This is a genomic window from Catenovulum maritimum, from assembly GCF_001050375.1.
GTDB classification, from domain to species: domain Bacteria; phylum Pseudomonadota; class Gammaproteobacteria; order Enterobacterales; family Alteromonadaceae; genus Catenovulum; species Catenovulum maritimum.
On sequence record NZ_KQ130493.1, the window covers coordinates 66,281 to 85,019 of the forward strand.

Here is an 18,739-nt window from a genome sequence, read left to right on the forward strand (position 1 = left end):
CTCAAAGAAGGTGTAAACGATTTTGCTGATTAAATTTGAAAGCATGCCAGCTGAATGTCTAATCAAGGCCAAGTGGTAAGCAAGCGATGAAACTGAATTTATTTATAAAGGCGAGGCGAGAGTTTTTCTACAGTCTCGTTATGTGCCGTAATGATATCGGAGTTGTGCGATTAGAATAGAGCCATCTTGTTGTTTATAAACGATTCGGTGTTCATCATTTATGCGGCGAGACCAATATCCTGACAAACCATGTTTTAATGGCTCAGGTTTTCCAATGCCTTCGTTTGGGGTTCTTTGGATATCTTTAATGAGCAAATTAATACGCTTTAGTATTTTTTTGTCTGTTGTTTGCCAGTAAAGGTATTCTTCCCAAGCCTTGGTTGAGAACGTTAGTTTCATTCAATAAGTTCTTGTTCAGTTCCATTGCCTGCTTCAAGTTCGGCAATGGATTCTAAAAGATGTCTAGCATTTGCTGGAGATCTAAGTAAATATGTAGTTTCCTGCATTGCGTTATAGTCTTCTAAAGATATCATAACAACAGGTGCTTCACTTTTACGGGTAATTATAATTGGTGCGTGGTCATTACAAACTTGCGCCATTGTGCTTGCTAAATTTGCTCTAGCAGCGGTATAGCTTATTGCGTCCATGGTAACTCCAAAGTGTTGTTGTACGTTTATTTGTACAGGATAGCTTAATGGCACATAACAAGCAATTCAACAGCACAAAAAACAGTTGGTTTTGCGCCTGTGTCGCTAATTTCAACCAACTATGTTTTGCCCGTTAATCTTGGCGTTAGTGAGACAAGCAAAGCTTGGCGCATCTTATAGGGTGAAAGTCCCTGTCTGGTAAGGTTTAGCCAACCAGTTCAAATTTGAGGCCGTTTTTGTATCTCATAAGTTTCTAATTTGCCAAAATATAAGTTCTGATAAAGGCATTACTAAAATTTATGTTGCGCTATTTACATTGTTTTTGTTTTTTCAATGTTAAGCTTTGGGTATAAAATGCACTGGCAACCTAAAATGTAATTGAAAGGCAACGGAGAAGGTTATTTTCCACGAACATCGTATCTCACCGCCAATCATCTGCACGCCTCAGTAGGAAGTCGCATTGTTAAGGTGTTTCCAAATTGGTCGGCATTACATATAAACCCGTTTGGTGAGCAAAACTTACGATTAGGGAATAAACATTAAAAACACCTTTACTATGCTTTACTAATATTTTTAGTAAATACATTTAAAATCAGTAAATGGTAGTAAAAATGAGTAAGTGGCACTTCCCCAGAAAAGCATTCGCTGAACATATTCTTAGCGGAATGAAGAACGAGCTTCTATCTAGGGTTAGGCTTTTTGCGCCTAGAAAATGTTTTTTAACAATGCCTGTCATGTGATGTTTGGATGATATTCGCGCATAGTGTACTACTTCGCTGTCACGAGGGCTTCAACATAAGCGATTTCAATAAATTCTTTATGGATATCTAATCCAATAAAAAGTATGCTATTTTTAGACATGTTAGCCTCCAGTTTTAGTTAGTTTGCAAACTAATTATGGCTCTGGCTTTGCTAACCCACGATTTTGGAGGCTAGCACCTCGTTGGGAGTCATTATGTCTAGGCATCGCTATAGGAGATAGCATATGGTCGAACTTATTCATATCACATTAGGTTTCTCGTCCCTTATAAGTGGACTATTTGTGTTGCTTATACAAAAAGGAAATCACAAACATAAGCTAATTGGGAGAGCTTATTTTCTATCCATGCTGGGATTAAATCTGACATCCTTTGGTATCTATAAACTATTCGATGGTTGGGGCTTCTTCCACTGGATGGCTATAGCTAGTTTAATACCTTTAATAGCGGGTTATATTGCTATACGTTACAAAAAAATTAATGCCCATTATTACTTTATGTGCTGGTCATACATTGGACTTTTGTGTGCGACCATTAGCGAAATATTCGTTCATGTTCCTATGGCTAAGTCATTATTGAATACAGTAGCCCACATAGATACTATTTTTATGGTGTGTTTGATTGGTTTTGGGTTTTATTTTTTACCCCGCAAAGAAAGTATACACGTACGCAAAGCCTAACAAATATGAGCCTCCCATTGATCAATTGAGCAAGCATCGAAAAAACGGACGATGCCGATAAGAAATTGGAAAACGGCCTTGAATCGATTTATGATTGAATTCGAAGACCGTTTGAAAGATGTTATTTAAACCTTACAGTTACACAGAATACGTTACAGGGTCCTTTCTCCAACAGCCTTTTTATCATTTAAATACGCGTTAATGTGTAATCAGCATCTTCTAGAAATTAACACAAACCTAATCGCGTTTTGTTATTGAGTTAATTGAAATTGATCGATATGTTTAGCCAATTCAACACCTTCTTCACTTAAACTATGACTAGAAGTTAAGGATAAATTAGCTTGTTGAGCCATCATTTCAGAGTCATCTCTAATAGTCGTAACTCTTTCATTAATTTCATTGGAAACAGAGGACTGCTCTTCAGAAGCCGTAGCGATTTGTTCAGCCATGGCCATGATTTGATTGAGTTCAGATTCCATTTTGTCAAATGCAGCTGAACTTTGCAGCACAACTTCAATGGCTTTAGTGCCTTCATTTTGCAATGAGTTCATATTACGACTAGCGGCTTCGGCTCCGGCTAAAAGGTTTTCAATTTGTCCGCGAATTTGCTCGGTTGACTCTTGGGTTCGGCCTGCAAGACTTCTCACTTCATCTGCGACGACCGCAAAGCCACGTCCCATATCACCGGCTCTAGCGGCTTCAATGGCGGCATTTAAAGCGAGGAGATTAGTCTGTTCAGCGATACTTTGAATCACGTTAAGAATATTGCTGATTTGTGATGCTTCTTCATTAAGGTTTTGCACAACTTCCCCTGTGTTACCCAACTCCTTAGTGAGTGACTCCATCATATTACGACTTACGTTAGCATTTTCGGCACTTTGCACTGACACATTGTGTGCATTTTGCACAGCAAAAGCTGTTTGTTGAGCCATGTTCGAAACATCTTGAGTGGTGGCCGTCATTTGGTTCATCGCTACTGCCACGCTATCAGTGGCGTTAAGTTGGTTACTAGACAACTTGAGTGATTTCGTCATAGCCTGATCCACTTCAATTGTTGTGTTATTCATGGAGTTAGAGTGGCTGGATATACTAATCAAGGCTTGATTAAAACTACTGACTAATGAGTTGAAAGCTCGGGTTAGTTCGCCAAGCTCGTTACTGCCTTCATCAGGCAATTGCAAAGACATATCCTTGTTGCTCGCAAGTTTGATAATACTTTTGACTACGTTTTTTAATGGCTTGGTTATGCTCTGCAGAATAATAAAGCTAACAACGAGCAAGCCTACCAGAATAAAGGCAACCCAGCCTAGCGTATACCATAGCTGCTTCTCAGCTTGCTCTACTAATGTATTTTTAGTCGCGTTAATATCAGCTAACGTATTGGATATTGCAGTTTGATAAGCGTTATTTAGCGATTCTAATAGCGGTTGCCAATCGAGCCCATCCACTTCGAGTGATTTGTACATATGTTGTTTTTTAGAGCTGTCATGCGCTTTTTGATATGTATCTTGTGCCGTTTCATACTCATTAGTGTTAAGCAGATCTTTTTGGATCCGTTGCCAAATTTGCTTAGTAGTAACTTGTTCTAATGCTTGGATATTTTTTGCTCACTAGTGCGATATACCATTATCTTTGCATAAACCCAAGGCGATAACTTTCCTGTAATACCTGTTTGAACGTAACCATTGAGTAATCTGGAATTATCGCTGGCTTGAACGAGTTGATAGAAGCTATTGGCCATTTGACTAAGTTGCTTATTATTGGCAGCAAGCGAGACAACTTCACTCAAAGATTCAATTAACTTATCAATCAACTGATTGAACTCAGACAGTGTCCAGATTTTTTTACCAAACTCTTTTTTAAAAATATCAGAGCTTCTATCACGACTTTCTGCTACTTGACGTACATATTTTAGCTTGTCTATTTGCTGAGTTAACTGCTCAATAGAATTGTTGAAATCACCAAGCTTGGCTAATGCATCTTTATTGTCACGTATAAACGCTAAATACTCAGACTCTATTTTTTTTGTTTTCTGTTGTACTTGAAGCATCTGCTCTTTGTACTCTAACCCTTTGGGATTATCCTTTTTACCCGGGCCAATGAACAATCGAATATAGTACCACTCACTCTGTAATGAATTGATAAGTGGTGAGGTTGCATCAACATATTCTAATAACAGGTCAAGATCATGCATTACCTGCTTTTGGTTATTGGCTTGTTGGATGCGCTCAGATGAGAGAAATAGTATTGCTAGAACTGGAATTAAAATTAGGATAGTTATTCTAGTGTGGATCTTGGTATTGCTGAGAATAGTCACTTTTCACCTCGTGGTTATATTTAAAATCTAAATTCCAGTCTCTCCATTTTGTAATTTGGCTTGTTCGCCTTTGCCCTAGTTTTGAGTTACTTCTTCATAGTGAACTAATTAAGCGCTCAATAATTATCTTCCTTATCCGATAGACGGTTGTAATAAGCAAGACACGTAAAAAATTGAGGTATTTAATAGGAGGTGTATTCAGAAAATGACGTTAGTGCCACTTTCTGAATGTTAGAGTATGTTGATATTAGAGCTTGGTATGATTTTAAATCAATCCACTTTAAGACGATCAGCTTGATAGCCTTGAATTCTGATTGGCTAGTCACTTCGTTCCTAATTTATCCGATTGACCGCAATTTTTCGCCTAGGCTAACTTTCTTAAACGGTTGCTTTTGATTGTCGACATAACATTCTAACCGCAACAAAGGTAAGAGAAAATTTAAGCAATAAGGAAATGAAATATTTTGTTAAATAAGTAAGTTTTTACTCTAAATGTTGTTAAAATGAATAAATATGATTAATTTTGGTCGTAAAGGTAGTAATTTGTCCACAGATGCCATTCCTGAAATAACGACAACAGATAAGCCTTTAAACAAAGTAAGCGCTGCTGAGTTATTTACCCAGTTATTCGAAGCAGATAAAAATAGGCTGTATGCGTACATTTATGCGTATGTGCTGGATTATGCTGCCGCAGATGATATTTTTCAGGAAACGAGTATGACTTTATGGCGTGAGTTTGAAAAATTTGAAATTGGTTCTAATTTTTCAAAATGGGCGAATGGAATTGCATTTAACCGCGTGCGCTCTTACCGGCAAAGTCATAAAAAATATAAATTAGGCATTAATGACGACATTTTACATGAGTTAGAGGAAGTCATTTCGATAACAGAGACGAGTAAAAAGCCCTCTAAATGGTGGCACCTACAAAACTGTAGTGCTTTATTACCAGATTCATTAAAAGGCGTTTATAAAGCTTTTTATGTAGAGGAGTTACAAGCTCAGGAGATAGCTGATACGACAGGACGTTCTATATTTGCAATCCGTAAGTCCATACACAAATTAAGAAAGATGCTTTTTGATTGTGTTGAGCAAAAAGTAAATGAGGATTTAAAGTGACTTTAACTGATAATTTTCAAGCATTACGCGAGCTAATTGACATTATTTTGGATGATGAGGCAAGCGAAGCAGATATAGAGCAGTTAAACCTAAAACTTAAGGATAACCCCGAAGCTCAGCAGTTTTATTACGAATACATCAGTATGCACATGCACCTGAAGTCAGCTGCAAAACATAATGTTGAGTTTGTATATCGCCGTATGAGTGAAGAGTTTATTGTGCGACCAGCAGAGCAATCTGAAAAAATAAAAAACGTCATAGAATCAGATTCTACAGAGTCAAAACCCGCATTAGGAAATACGCTTACTAATACGCCAGCTGACCCGACTACTGAAGCAAATAAAGATGATACGAGAAAACCAATTAAGCCCATATTCTATTTATTGTTTGCGTTCGTTGGCTTATTACTGCTGGCAATTGCTTGGTATAGTTTAGAGCGTTCTTCATCATCATTCACGGCCAAAATTTTGCAAGGTCAGTTGTCGATTTTAGAGCTGGGTAAAATAGATGCTGATTTGTTATCGCCAGGCGAATATAAGATAGAGCAGGCTAGTCGGTTAGAGTTGAAAGACGGAGATATACTGGATTTGGTGCCCAATTCAGTAATTAAAATATTTAATAATAATGAAGTGGAATTAATAACTGGGAAATTAGAGATAGAGCCTACTTCTGGGCATAATATCTTAGTCCATGGGCCAAATTTTCAACTTTTCTCTAATGGCGATGGTTTAGTTGTCGACTTAACCTCAAATCAACCACTTGTTAAAACAGGCGGCAACACATTACTCGTGCCAACAACTTGGCGACCAAGGCATTATTGGTCATTTAATGAAATGGGTGAAAGCGTAATTGATTCAGCAGGGCGTGCAGATGGCACTATTTCTCCAGATACGAGTCGAGTAGATGGTTTACTGGGGACAGGGGCTTTTTATTTTAACAACACGGCATCTGCAAAAATTAATGTTGGCAATGGCGGTGGTATTGCACCTGCATCTGGTTCGTTTTCAGTCAGAGATGGCATCACAATAGAAGCGTTGATTCGTCCAAACTATTCAGGTTTGGAAGGAGACGATGATCATATTTTTAGAAAAGATCAATCAGATGGCAACTTGCGTATTTTATTGAGTTTTCAGAATGATAGCGGAAAGGATTATTTAAGGCCTAGAGGTGAATATAACGAAAGTATTAGCTTTGGATTATTCTTATTGGGTCAGGGTTATCAAGAACTTAAATTACCCTTGGATGGTCTTAATGGCCGTCCAACTTTAGCTCAGCTAAAAGATGGCAAGCCACACCATATTGTTGCGACATACGATGCGGCTTCTGGTTATAAAATGATATATATAGATGGTAAAAAGCATGCCTCTTTTAGATATCTAATTGGTTCTAAAATTTTAAGTGGCGGAAGAGGCATGGCACATATCGGCAATAACCCAAATGCCCCAGCAACCGAGTCTGAAGCGTTTGATGGTGTGATAGATGAAGTTGCATTTTATGATTTCGCGCTGCCGCCTTACATGGTAAATGATCACTATCAACAAGTTAAAACTAAGCTAAATTACTTTGGGTTATTTCCTAGCACGGAGCAATTGCCGCAAAGCATTAAAATGCCACTACCCGCTGAAACCTGGATAGCGATAGATGTTTCAACCGGCTTGCCTCATCATAGAGTGATTCCATAATGAGCAATGCAGTAGACTAGGGAGCAGTCTTGTTGTGGAGGTCACTCTAAAATGATGATGTGGCATAAAGCTGATTGTATGTTTTTCGCTGGAAACCCCCTTTACTCAAGCCTTACAGGTGGTTCCTCTAGTTAACATCCCATTAATCCGTTCCCTAGTTAACTATTCTAATTGGCTATTTAATCGGGCTATTAAGCTTAAAAACTTTATTTTAACTTGTGCATAGCTCGACATGAAGGCATGATGCTAATAATGACTTGTATAGTGAATTGGTATTATTAGCTTAGCTATACAGATTGGAATCAAAGGCTTATCTCAGTTTCTGACTGTAAGTCAAAATAAAATATCAGGATGAAATAATGAACTTAGAAAAAGCTAAAAAGCGCATCGCGCATCAAGTTAAAAAAGGTTTTAAAGGTTATCCCTTGGTTTCTATTGCTTATTACGGCGAAACAGAAGCGTTAGCAACTAAGGTTGTTATTCAGTTTATTGGAGCAGAAGGTGAAGTGCCCCAAGCTCAAGAGTTTGAATCGCAAAGCGAGATACGTGAAGACGAAACAATTCAATCTGTTCTAGTTAAAATTATTGAGCGTGCTAATGCTAGTTCGGTCGAACAGGTGGATGGCGTTGGGCTTATTGCGGGGTAAATATTCCGCTCTGCCCAAGTAATGGTTCGAGTTTTATTATTTTTCCTTTTCTGTTTTAATTGTTTTCACATTTTTATATTCACGCTCACACCAAGACTATCACTACCTTTGATTCCTAGCTCTTTAGTTCTAGGTAGGCTTGATTAAACAGTTGAATCTGCATTCATTTTAATTTGGGCATTTTGAGCCATACTTAGCTTATTGCCCATTTTGAATAAGCTGCAGCTGATCATGAAAGCCGATATGCTAACCCAAGTTATTTTACCCCTTTCTTTATTTATCATTATGCTAGGTATGGGCCTGTCTCTAAAACGGGCTGACTTTACAAGGGTATTTAGCCAACCAAAAGCTGTGTTAATTGGCATTAGTTGCCAAATGTTACTACTGCCTATGGTGGCGTGTATCCTGATTGCTTTGTTTGGTTTAACTGCTGAATTGGCAGTCGGCCTGCTGATTATTGCTTTTTGTCCCGGTGGTGCAACTTCAAATATGATGAGCTATTTGGCTAAAGGCGATCTTGCCTTGTCGATTAGCTTAACGGCATTGGTGAGTTTGATTACACCCTTTAGTATTCCATTGTTAACCGCATTAGCAATGAGCTTTTTATTAGATACAAGTCAGCAGTTTTCAATTCCTATTGTTAAAACTATATTACAGTTGATTGTTATTACCATAGTGCCTGTTGTTATGGGGATGATAATTCATCATAAATATCCACTGTTTTCAGCGAAAACACAGCAACCCATTAAGGTGTTTTCCATTGTTTTTTTATTTTTGATTATTGCCGGTATTGTTGCTAAAAATTGGCACGATATGGCTCAGTTTTTTATTCAAACAGGGTTAGCTAGTTTTGCTTTATGTAGCTTGAGCTTGACTTTGGGGTACGTCATTTCAAACTTGTCGAATTTAAATAAGGCTCAAGCCGTTAGTATCAGTATTGAAGTCGGAATTCAAAATGGCACATTAGCTTTGGTCGTAGCAGGGACTTTATTGGGTAGCTCGGTAATGACAATTCCAGCCGTTACCTATAGTTTACTTATGTTTATTATTGGCGGCATGTTTAGCTGGTGGGTCAACCGCTAAAGCGTATTCTTTATGACTTGGAGCTGACGAGGAAAAGTTAGGAATTGCTCTAGGAATTTGGAAACGTGTTGTAAGCGGGCGGGGCAAAAAAGACGCTACTCAGCAGTAGCGCCTTATATTGATTCAGCTCTAAATCGGTGAATAGCTCAATTAATGTTTAGTTTTTAATAACACTTGTTTGATCATAGCTTGATTCACTTTTTCATCGTATTCAGGGTTCAACTCAGTTGGAATGGCTGCGCCAATCTCTTGCTGCCAAGCTTCTAATTTTGATTTAAGCTCATTTAATTTAGCTGGATTTTGGGCTGCTAAATTATTCGTTTCACCAACATCATTGGCTAGGTCATACAATTCATATTCATTGTTTTCAAAATACTGAATAAGTTTCCAATTACCGCTTCGTATTGCACTACCTGGGCGGGTTCTAAATAAAGGATCTTGCCCTTGGTCTGTTGGTGCATGATGTGCTTGTAGGTAAACCGGGAAATGCCAAAACAGGTCACGAGATTCCTTGGTTTCCTGATTGAGTAAAACCGAGCTTAAATCCATACCATCTAAGATTTGGTTTGGCTTATCTGCTTTGGTTAGGCTAGTTAATGTTGGGTAGAAGTCTGCATTAGTTACAGGTGTTGGGTTAATACCCGGTTTAATCTTGCCTGGCCAACGAACTAATAATGGTACTTTTATACCGCCATCGTAATATGAACCTTTACCACCTCGAATCGGTGAAGGGAAAGATGACATACGGTAGCCACCATTATCAGAGGTGAAAATAACTAAGGTATTTTCATCTAACTTTTCTGCTTCTAACATAGAGAAAATACGGCCTACATTGGTATCCATAGACTCGACCATAGCGGCATAAGTCGCTTGTCTTTTTTCTTTTATGCCTTTGTCATGATATTTCTGCACTTTATCTAACACTGCTTGATATGGGGTATGCACAGTGTAGTAAGGGAGATAGACAAAAAATGGCTTATCTTTAACTGATTTCACCCAGTCAATTACTTCTGTTGTTAAACGGTCGGTTAAATACTCACCTTCTGGTCCGTCTTTAATGTTAGGTAAGTTATAAGGGCTGAAATAATGAAAAGTCATGCCTTGATGACTACCAGCAACATTCACATCAAAACCTTGTTTATCCGGATCTGCACCTAGGTGCCATTTACCAAAGTTACCTGTGGTATAACCCGCTGTTTTTAGCGTTTCAGCCATAGTAATAATTTCAGTGCTGATGCCCCGTGTATTTTTAATTGGGATTAACTTGCGAGTTTTAGCATTGCCTCGAGCAGAAGGGGAAACGGTATATACACCATGACGTGGACCATACTGACCTGACATTAATACAGCACGACTTGGCGCACAGTTTGCTGCACCCGCATAAGCATTGTCAAAACGTAAGCTTTGTTTAGCGAATGCATCAATATTCGGTGTTTCGAATAAATCAGTGGTTTGGTTATACCCTACATCAGCCCAACCTAAATCATCTATTACTATCATAATGACATTTGGTTTGGGTAATTCAGAGACTGAAGTTTGGGTCTGTTCTGATGAACCAGGCGTGCCGCCACAGGCTCCCAGCGCTAAACTTAATAATGCTAAAAGTGAGTGCTTTACTTTCATTTCTTTTCCTAAATAAAATTTGGTTTTTACAAACCATTACTGCAGTTTTTAAGATTAGGCAGCAATTAAATTGCTACCTTTTATCAAAATATTATAAATTTAACGCTAGGCCAGTGTGCCACTAAACCTTAGTTGTGCACTGAAAAATATAGCGCTTATTCCATGGTAACGCCTGTCACTAGTACCATGATGTCATCGACAACGCTTGATTTACCTAGGTAAATACCCCAGCGAAAGCCAATTTCTTCCGTTCTAGGCCAGTCACCTGTACCGACTAATTTATTGTCAATATACATTTCGTAATTCAAGCCATTGTCTCTAACTTTCATATCAAAAGGTCTACCGAGTACATTTTTGCCAACAGAGATAAGTGTTCCTGGACGGTTGTTAACATAGGCTGCGCCATGACGAGGTGAAAACCATAAATCACCTTGGGCATCTACGCGTAGCATGACAGACCAATGATCAACATTATTGCCTTTAGCTTGGAAAATAGAGCACATATGCGGTGCTGCGCAACCGGCTGATTTTACAACGGTAAAGCGGGCACCAAATTCACGCCAAACATTAGGTTCAGGCATCCATCTATAGCTTGGACTAAAGGCTTCTATACGGGCGGCTTTTTTACGCTTATTACTGACATTTTCTTCATCTTTAAACATTCGGAAGATTTGAGTATTGCCGTCTTCTTGATACCAGCGTGACCATTTATGAAAATCTTCATCTGGGATATTTGGATTACCAACCGCATGAATAAGCATTTTACGTTTGGCTGAGTCTATCGGGATATTGCCATAAGGCCCTTGTTCAATCAGGGCATTGTTAATATCAACCGTCTCACCTGTAACCCCTTTGGTAGTAAAAGATTCCAGTGGATTCAGTCGCCCTGTCGCTAATACTTGTTGCCAAGTAGGCTCTTGGCTAATTTTTGTAACAATCTGGTTGTAAGAGATCGCATCTGATTTAATGAAATCAAGTGTTTGTGAATTTTTAGTCACATCCTGATTCGATACGCTACAGGCCGTCACCAAAGTTAACGTGGCGATTATGCTGCTTATTTTTAGTGCTAATAATTTACTCATAATGTCACCATTACTCTTGGCCAAAATTGACGGTTTTTACCGTTTTTAAACTGACGGGGCCTAATAAACCTGAATCAACTAGAGGATCGCCCGCTTTAACGAACTTGTAAGTAGTAAAGGTACGACGATGACCTTTTTTCCCAAAGTTAGGTAATGGCTCATTGTTGCTGTACCAATCAGGCATAACAGGTACGTGTGTTCCATTTGCTTGCCAGTATTCTGAGCTATCCGGTAGGCTTTCATCCGTAATTAAGCGATTGCTCCATGAGTTAGCCACTTTTACAGTCAATTGGTTTTCACCAGTCTGCAAATAAGCGCTAATATCCAAGGTGAATGGGTAAAGCCAAGCGGTGCCGACTTCTTTGCCATTGATAAAGACTTGTGCACTGTCGCTGACTTTGCCTAAATCTAAAGTGACTTGCTGATTATCAGCGAGCAGTTCAGCATCTACATTAAAGGTTTTCGCATAAGTTGCGATACCCGAATAAGCACGAATTTCTGGGTTGTTCGAATCTTTCCAGTTGATTAATTTATCGAATGTAAAGGTTTGATCTAAGCCGTACTCTTTTGCAAACGTGACTTGCCAGCTACCAGCAAGCAATTGCTTTGCTGGAATATCATCCAGTACAAGCTGTTTAGTTTCACCGTTTATATCAAGTGTTAACTTTTGATTGTTGTCGGCAGCAAATTCGACTGCAAATTGCTCGTTATAAAGCGCTTCAATATCGTTATTTTTAATAACTTCTGGGCTTATTTGTAGCTTACCTTCGGCATTATCATTAAAGATCACAAACGCCGATTCATTTGCTTCTAAGCGGAAGGCGACATTGGTTACCCCTTTGTTGCTATGAAATGCTGCCAGTTTTTTGATTTTACCGGTCTTAGCGTCCCACAACTCAGGCACTTTGCCCGTTACTTCAAATCTAGCATCAAATAACTTACGCTTGTCACTGTCGTTATAGACAAAATAGATATCTTGGTTAGCGGTTGTTCTATGAGCATAAAAAAGATCGTCAAGATTTTTGATGGTTAAGTCAAAATTAAACCCTGCTTTTTGATACAGCTGCTGCCACTCAGATTCGCCTTTCGCACTTAGGTGAGTTGTTGGTTGAGACCAAATTAAATCGACCATTTTTTCAAAGCTAGCTTGCTGCTCAGCCGTGACATTCAGCCCAGCTAATTGTTTAATTGGCTCACCAATAATAACGCCGCCTTGTTTAGCAAACTGGTGAATTTTTTCTACAGTTGCTAAAGATAAGGTGTCATGATTTTTAAGCATTAATATTTTGTAATTAACGCCGTGGTTAAGCTGATAACGGCCATTTTGATAAACTAATTCATTTAATTTTTCTGTGTTTAAACAATCATAATTAACATAGGTCGGAATATGTTTGCTTTCACGCAGGCGTCTATCTGGACAACCGGTTGGTGCCGCTTCGCCAATATACCAAGCAATATCAGAAACAGGTTGACCTTGACGTAATAAATATTGACCACGTGAAAGATAGTCAAACCATGCTTTACCAGCGGTTGAAAACCATGGCTGAGTGGCATCAATATGTGCGCCCCAAGCTTCCATTGTCATACCCGGAACAACATGCGTATTGGCTTGATGAACAAAACGATGGAAGACATATTCATTGACGCCTAAAGCCCAAGTTTTGTCGCCATCAAATTTTGCGTAAGCAGGGTTAAATTTCCAGTTATGATCTTTGGTTGCGGTAAACGCTTCAGCTGAAATAATGTTGCGATTGTATATATGACCCACCGAAATTGCAGATGCCAACATATAAATATCACGTTTTAACCAAAATTCACCCATCGGAATGTCGACTTTACTGCCCGCGTCTAATTCATTAAACGGACCATGGCCATAAGGTTCGGTATAGGCTTTCATGCCATCTGAATGAGCCAATTCGGTAAAGTATTGGTAATAGTTTTCTGTGATTAATTTATTACTGAAACCACGAATATCCCAAGTGACATCTTCGGTAGTGGCAACTGAGTCAACAAATTTACCAGCAAAAAGCGGTAAATAGGGGGTTAAGTCATAGCCATTTTGTTGTTTAAATTGCTGATCATAGCCTTGGGTCCAGTTTTGACCACCCACTTCGTAACTGTCAATTTCTAAATATTGCATCACACCGGGTGCAACTTCTTTAACTTTATTAATTACATTCGTGACATAAGCGTCGTAGTGGTTTTTAAAGGCGGCTCGACTAAATTTATCTACCTCTAAACCTCGACCTTCTGCAGTTGGTGGAATATTGGTTGTGCCTTTGGCTGTATAACCAAAGCGCATTATTGTCCAATCACCCGCTGGCAATGTCGCCGTTAATTGACCGCCTTTTGATAACTTATCAGATAAGTTAATCATTTTACTTGAATCAATAATGTGTGATTGTTCAGGTTCGCCAATCGGTGGCAGTTTATGGTAATTGGTATGTGTGGCTAACGTGCGGCCTAAATAGTTACCCATTCTTGGGGTTGAAGCTAAATTGGCTTCAAATATATTTAAGGTTTTATCGGCAACAATTCTAAAGTATTTGGCGGTCACGCCTTCAAATGCGGCATCGAGTGCCCAACGGACTCGTCCAGGACGGTTAATGCGCATATCGACATGTTTTTTAAAGTTTTTACCGTCATTTGAATATTGAAATTCGTACTTTATATGTTTGCCCCAATTGATATCGACGCTGGCAAAACGGATAGTGACGGGCTCGTCATAGGCAAACTGTAACCAAACCGGTTGGCCGTTTTTTGATTTGATTGAAGATACATTATCAACTTCGATATTGTTGACGACAGTGATATCAAAATCAGGATCAGATGCGCTAATGGTGGGCTTTAATTCAGCATCAACTAATTCGGTTGGCAATGATGGATAAGCTAATACCGCAATATCATGGTAATAATCTAACATGGTCATAGGTTGTGCTAATTGCACATTTAATGGCTTACCATCACTTTTAACGACAGTTTCGTTCCAAGTGACTTGTTTCATCCCATGTTCAGGCGTGTTCCAAGGGCCACCACTTGAAGACCAGCCGTCGGCATTGTGAATACCAAAACTTAAACCTAGGCGCTTCGCCTCTGAAGCCATGTGACCAATTAATTCAATATGATGTTCGGTATTAAATAGCACCCTACCTTTAGCGATATTACGGCCAATATTAAAGTATAAAACGCCGCCAATCCCGGCTTCTGCCATGGCTTCGAAATCTTTAGTGATACCTGCAGCAGACATATTACTGTTCATCACATGATACCAAGTAAGCGGTTTGGTTGAATTTGGTGGGGTAATAAAATTTTCAGTAAGTGTTTGATAGTCAAGTTTAGCTAATGCTAGCTTTGAATCGTTTAGGCTTGCTTGACTTGTGTTGTTAGCTGGCTGAGTTGTTACTGATGTCGTTTGCTCTGAACATCCCAGCAAACTTGAGGCCGCAATTAAGGCCACTGACCATTTAAATTTTGGAATTAACTTCATAAAAATTTTAAAACCTTTGATTTAATGTTTATCTTATTTCTCAAGTAAATTGATTGAGTCGTTTCTATATCAGGGGGACTGTTTTAGTCATCGAACCCACAGCCGTTACCGCAAGTTTGCGTTTCAGCAAATCTGATATTTAGAAAAGGCAAAAAACTTAAAAGTTGCTACCCCTTAATGAAGATAAATTTCAAAGATTAAAAAAGAGAGTTGTATTAACATACAACTCTCTGTTTTTTATATTGATAGGCTTAGTTAAATGGCTTTATTTTAGCCGCTTTAGGACCATCATAATCGTACTTGAACCAGTCAACGTCAATGTAACCAGCATCTTCATCAGTTTTCTCATTCCAAGAGAAGAAACCTAAACGGTCACCTGTCCACTTACCAAAGGCGATAGTGAAAGTTGGACCAAAGGCTTTGAAGTTTTTGCCGTCGAAGCTGTATTCATAGGTCGCTTGGTTACGCGCGTTAGACGTTCTTACATATAAGTCGTTACCCGTTAACTCGATACCAAGGGTTTTTTCACTCATACCGTTCATGTAGAAAAGGTTTTTCTTACCATTTTCATCTACTTGTACGCCTAATAAGTTAAAAACACCACCGTAACGAACAAAACCAGCTAATTGATTTGGTTTCATGCCTGAAATATCAAATTTAGCAACAGCAGTACCGGTAGTAATACCCATCATACGTTGGCTTAGTGTGTTTGGCGCACGCCAGAAATCACCGTCAGAACCATCGTTGTTGGTCCATTCATTGATTTTAGGACCGTGGTTATTGTTGTTAGGCAATACTTTACTCGCCGTTAAACGTAACCAACCTGGGCGCTGGGTTAATGACCAGTGGCTGTCACGTGGGTCATGGTTCCATTCCCATTGTTCGCCTAATTTTGTTGATGAGAAGTCATCATCAGATTTTGGTGCTGTAATAGGGAAGCCGTTAATTGGTTTTTTGTGGCGTTTAACTGGCTCACCGATACCATCACCGTCTTCGTCGATACCAATGATTGGCCAACCGTCAACCCATGTAACAGGTGCTAAACATTGCGGGCGACCTTGGAAAGGAATGTCATCATTTTGAATTAACTGATGCATGTACCACCAAGAACCATCAGGGGCAGTCATAAAGCCACCTTGGCTAGCACTGCGGTTGTTAAATTCAGTGCCTTTTTCTAATACGGTTCTAACTTCGTAAGGGCCATAAATACTTTCTTTTGAACGAAGTACTAATTGCTTACGGTCGTTTTTAGGGTTTTTCACACCTGGCTTGGTCGATTTATCGCCCATAGTCCATTGTGCCATGGTGATGTACCAAGTACCGTCAATCTTGTAGATCTTAGCAGCTTCTGCACCCATACCTGTGTAAACTAATTTACCTCCGTCTAGGATCTTAGTGCCGTCCCAGCTCATTTCATAAATGTAGTTTTCGTTACCTTCGATGGTGTTTGAAGGCTTTTTATGTTTTTTACCTGTGTTAATGATGACGTAAGCTTTTTTGGTTTCTTGGTCAAAATAGACACCTGGATCATCTAATACTTCAGCGTGCGGAAGCATCTTGATTGGTTCGCTCCACGGGCCTGCGATATCGTCAGCCATGGTTACATATAAACCATTTTGGTAATCGATTTGATAAACGTACCATTTACCTTCGTGGTAAGCGATGTCACCAGCCCAAGTACCAAAAGAATAGCCATTCATTCGATCCCAGTTATATTCTGGCGCCCAAGATAATTTAGGGAAAGCGTGGCCAGTGTTTGTCCAGTTCACCATATCTTTCGATTCTAAGATTGGCATACCTGGCGACATGTGTTGCTTAGAGGTGATCATGTAATACGTATCACCCACTTGTTCGATGTCCGAATCTGGATAATCAGCATTTAAAATTGGGTTGATATAAGTGCCGTCACCTTGGTCACCAAAGCTACCTGTTTTAGCTGGCTCAAGTACTTTCTTGCTTGCTACATCTTGCGGCGTAATTTGCGAATTACAGCCTAGCACGGTTAGGAGTAAGCTTGCTCCGCCGACTTGTTTTAATAAGTTTGATTTAGACCTATTCATTTTGGATTTCCCCAGAATTAAATTGTATTTTTAGTTTTCAGAATGCTTTCTAACATTGATAAAAGATGATCTTTGCTTTACTTGCTCACTTCGTAAATTCTCGTATTTGTGAATGTAAGCGTCAGTACGTTTACTTAAATCTTGTAAAACGGCTTGGTGCTCAGCTGAGTTAGCAAGGTTAACTTGTTCATTTGGATCATTTTTCAAATCATAAAGTTGTTGGAAATCGTTTTTATAAAAATCGACGTATTTCCAGCGGTCTGTTCTCATACCAACTGTTGGCGGAATAGACACTCGTTTAGGCTGATACATGTGCTCAAAGAAGAACTCATTGCGCCAAGTAACGTCTTGTTGATCATCTAGTAATGAAACTAGGCTAGTACCTTGATAGCTTTCAGGTGCTTTAACACCCGCAAAATCTAAAATAGTCGGTGCAATATCTATATTTAATGCCATCTGTTGTAATTCAGTACCTTGTGTGGCTTTATTGCGTGGATCATAAACAATGAGTGGAATGCGTAAGTCTTCTTCCCAACCAAACCATTTACCGGCTAGTTGACGCTCGTTGATGTTATAACCATTGTCGCCAGCATAAATAATGATGGTATTGTCTGCGACACCTTGTTTTTCTAACTGCGCGTAAATCATACCAACGGCTTTATCCACACCAGTGATTGCACGATAATGACGCTTAACCATTTTTTGGTATTTTTCTTCAGTGTCGTATCGCCATTTCCAGCGGACATGGCCAATAGAAGTTTTTAAGAATTCAGGAAACTCGTCAAAAGTCTTGTCTTTAGAAAACTTAGCTGGCGGAATCGTGACATCTTTGTAGTAATCTTCAAACTCAGCAGGGTAGTGATATTGATCTTCTAAATCTCTATCATGAGCATGCGGGTCCCAAAAGTTAACCGCCATAACCCAAGGTTTAGCATTGTTTTCTGGTTGGGCAATAAACTCATTCGCTAATTCAGCTATGTGATAAGTTTGTGGGATTTCTTTGCCCTTATATTTAACCGTTTTGGTTTGTAGTAACTCTTTAAAGTAATCGAATTTGTCTTCGGCTTTACCTGAAAGTCTTATTTCGTATTTACCAACGAAAGCAGAACGGTAGCCGTTATCTTTTAATACTTTAGGGTAGATGCTGTTACTTTCAGCGATACCAGTACCTGGTCTACCAAAAGTAAAGTCGTGTGTACGCTCAGTTAAACTGGTTAAGATACTTACTCGGCTGGTAGCACAAATTGGTGTAGTAACAAAGGCATTTTTAAATACGACACCTTTATTAGCTAACATATCTAAATTAGGGGTTTTAATAATAGGGTGATATTTACCGATTAAATCCCACCGATGGTCATCTGCTAAGATAAATAAAATGTTAGGTTTTTTCTCTGGAACCACTGCAGCTTCTGTCTGCTTATCATTAACTTCACAGGCGGTTAATAAGCCAGTGCCCGCGATTAGAGTAATCGCCATGCTGGATCTTTTGACCGTTTTTGAAAAATTTTCTAAATATAGTTTTAATAAAGTTTTCATCGTTTTTCGCTATTAGCTGGT

At 39.0% G+C, this 18,739-nt stretch carries 14 protein-coding genes and 1 pseudogene; 5 read left to right on the forward strand and 10 right to left on the reverse strand.

Annotation, left to right across the window (positions count from 1 at the left end; translation table 11 throughout):
• Positions 1 to 138: 138 nt before the first annotated feature.
• The 3 genes and pseudogenes from XM47_RS12275 to XM47_RS19510 all read right to left on the reverse strand — a co-directional run.
• Positions 139 to 399, reverse strand: coding sequence for a Txe/YoeB family addiction module toxin (locus XM47_RS12275; RefSeq protein WP_048692914.1), 261 nt, complete (start codon positions 397 to 399; stop codon positions 139 to 141).
• Positions 396 to 647 carry a type II toxin-antitoxin system Phd/YefM family antitoxin gene (locus XM47_RS12280; RefSeq protein WP_048692917.1) on the reverse strand — a complete coding sequence of 84 codons (252 nt, stop codon included), beginning with the start codon at positions 645 to 647 and terminating at the stop codon, positions 396 to 398. The genes XM47_RS12275 and XM47_RS12280 overlap by 4 nt, the downstream gene beginning before the upstream one ends.
• A gap of 745 nt (positions 648 to 1,392) precedes the next feature.
• Positions 1,393 to 1,508, reverse strand: a pseudogene (locus XM47_RS19510) (IS110 family transposase); the annotation flags it as partial.
• Positions 1,509 to 1,632: 124 nt separating this feature from the next.
• Here XM47_RS19510 and XM47_RS12285 point away from each other — a divergent pair.
• Complete coding sequence (locus tag XM47_RS12285) at positions 1,633 to 2,085, forward strand: DUF2306 domain-containing protein (RefSeq protein ID WP_048692919.1); 453 nt, start codon at positions 1,633 to 1,635, stop codon at positions 2,083 to 2,085.
• A 251-nt stretch (positions 2,086 to 2,336) separates the two neighbouring features.
• On the opposite strand, the gene XM47_RS12290 is transcribed toward XM47_RS12285, so the two are convergent.
• Both XM47_RS12290 and XM47_RS12295 read right to left on the reverse strand, forming a co-directional pair.
• Positions 2,337 to 3,551, reverse strand: a complete 1,215-nt coding sequence (locus XM47_RS12290; protein ID WP_048692921.1) for a methyl-accepting chemotaxis protein — start codon at positions 3,549 to 3,551, stop codon at positions 2,337 to 2,339.
• A 119-nt stretch (positions 3,552 to 3,670) separates the two neighbouring features.
• Positions 3,671 to 4,402 (reverse strand): nitrate- and nitrite sensing domain-containing protein, encoded by a 732-nt coding sequence (locus tag XM47_RS12295; protein ID WP_149865506.1) that lies wholly within the window; start codon positions 4,400 to 4,402, stop codon positions 3,671 to 3,673.
• A 513-nt stretch (positions 4,403 to 4,915) separates the two neighbouring features.
• Here XM47_RS12295 and XM47_RS12300 point away from each other — a divergent pair.
• From XM47_RS12300 to XM47_RS12315, 4 genes are all read left to right on the forward strand, one after another.
• Positions 4,916 to 5,518 (forward strand): sigma-70 family RNA polymerase sigma factor, encoded by a 603-nt coding sequence (locus XM47_RS12300; RefSeq protein ID WP_078061898.1) that lies wholly within the window; start codon positions 4,916 to 4,918, stop codon positions 5,516 to 5,518.
• Positions 5,515 to 7,200 carry a LamG domain-containing protein gene (locus XM47_RS12305; protein ID WP_048692925.1) on the forward strand — a complete coding sequence of 562 codons (1,686 nt, stop codon included), beginning with the start codon at positions 5,515 to 5,517 and terminating at the stop codon, positions 7,198 to 7,200. The genes XM47_RS12300 and XM47_RS12305 overlap by 4 nt, the downstream gene beginning before the upstream one ends.
• Before the next feature lie 359 nt (positions 7,201 to 7,559).
• On the forward strand, positions 7,560 to 7,847 hold the full coding sequence (locus XM47_RS12310) for a hypothetical protein (protein WP_048692928.1): 288 nt from the start codon (positions 7,560 to 7,562) through the stop codon (positions 7,845 to 7,847).
• A 210-nt stretch (positions 7,848 to 8,057) separates the two neighbouring features.
• On the forward strand, positions 8,058 to 8,930 hold the full coding sequence (locus tag XM47_RS12315) for a bile acid:sodium symporter family protein (protein WP_342669144.1): 873 nt from the start codon (positions 8,058 to 8,060) through the stop codon (positions 8,928 to 8,930).
• A 150-nt stretch (positions 8,931 to 9,080) separates the two neighbouring features.
• On the opposite strand, the gene XM47_RS12320 is transcribed toward XM47_RS12315, so the two are convergent.
• The 5 genes from XM47_RS12320 to XM47_RS12340 all read right to left on the reverse strand — a co-directional run bounded on the left by XM47_RS12320 (position 9,081) and on the right by XM47_RS12340 (position 18,658).
• The gene (locus tag XM47_RS12320) at positions 9,081 to 10,553 is read right to left on the reverse strand and encodes a sulfatase (RefSeq protein WP_048692932.1); all 1,473 of its coding nucleotides are present in this window, start codon (positions 10,551 to 10,553) and stop codon (positions 9,081 to 9,083) included.
• Between the two features lie 155 nt (positions 10,554 to 10,708).
• On the reverse strand, positions 10,709 to 11,635 hold the full coding sequence (locus XM47_RS12325; RefSeq protein ID WP_048692935.1) for a hypothetical protein: 927 nt from the start codon (positions 11,633 to 11,635) through the stop codon (positions 10,709 to 10,711).
• Between the two features lie 10 nt (positions 11,636 to 11,645).
• Positions 11,646 to 15,122 carry a glycosyl hydrolase gene (locus XM47_RS12330; RefSeq protein ID WP_077066554.1) on the reverse strand — a complete coding sequence of 1,159 codons (3,477 nt, stop codon included), beginning with the start codon at positions 15,120 to 15,122 and terminating at the stop codon, positions 11,646 to 11,648.
• A 251-nt stretch (positions 15,123 to 15,373) separates the two neighbouring features.
• Positions 15,374 to 17,182, reverse strand: a complete 1,809-nt coding sequence (locus tag XM47_RS12335; protein ID WP_048692936.1) for a glycoside hydrolase family 43 protein — start codon at positions 17,180 to 17,182, stop codon at positions 15,374 to 15,376.
• Between the two features lie 30 nt (positions 17,183 to 17,212).
• Entirely contained in the window at positions 17,213 to 18,658 is a 1,446-nt protein-coding gene (locus tag XM47_RS12340; protein ID WP_048693013.1) for a sulfatase family protein, read from the reverse strand.
• Positions 18,659 to 18,739: the final 81 nt, after the last annotated feature.

Bases quoted from the DNA above. Each gene is read 5' to 3' on its own strand.
- XM47_RS12275 (WP_048692914.1), bottom strand. From the start codon at position 399: ATGAAACTAACGTTCTCAACCAAGGCTTGGGAAGAATACCTTTACTGG.
- XM47_RS12280 (WP_048692917.1), bottom strand. From the start codon at position 647: ATGGACGCAATAAGCTATACCGCTGCTAGAGCAAATTTAGCAAGCACA.
- XM47_RS12285 (WP_048692919.1), top strand. From the start codon at position 1,633: ATGGTCGAACTTATTCATATCACATTAGGTTTCTCGTCCCTTATAAGT.
- XM47_RS12290 (WP_048692921.1), bottom strand. From the start codon at position 3,551: ATGTACAAATCACTCGAAGTGGATGGGCTCGATTGGCAACCGCTATTA.
- XM47_RS12300 (WP_078061898.1), top strand. From the start codon at position 4,916: ATGATTAATTTTGGTCGTAAAGGTAGTAATTTGTCCACAGATGCCATT.
- XM47_RS12310 (WP_048692928.1), top strand. From the start codon at position 7,560: ATGAACTTAGAAAAAGCTAAAAAGCGCATCGCGCATCAAGTTAAAAAA.
- XM47_RS12320 (WP_048692932.1), bottom strand. From the start codon at position 10,553: ATGAAAGTAAAGCACTCACTTTTAGCATTATTAAGTTTAGCGCTGGGA.
- XM47_RS12325 (WP_048692935.1), bottom strand. From the start codon at position 11,635: ATGAGTAAATTATTAGCACTAAAAATAAGCAGCATAATCGCCACGTTA.
- XM47_RS12330 (WP_077066554.1), bottom strand. From the start codon at position 15,122: ATGAAGTTAATTCCAAAATTTAAATGGTCAGTGGCCTTAATTGCGGCC.
- XM47_RS12335 (WP_048692936.1), bottom strand. From the start codon at position 17,182: ATGAATAGGTCTAAATCAAACTTATTAAAACAAGTCGGCGGAGCAAGC.
- XM47_RS12340 (WP_048693013.1), bottom strand. From the start codon at position 18,658: ATGGCGATTACTCTAATCGCGGGCACTGGCTTATTAACCGCCTGTGAA.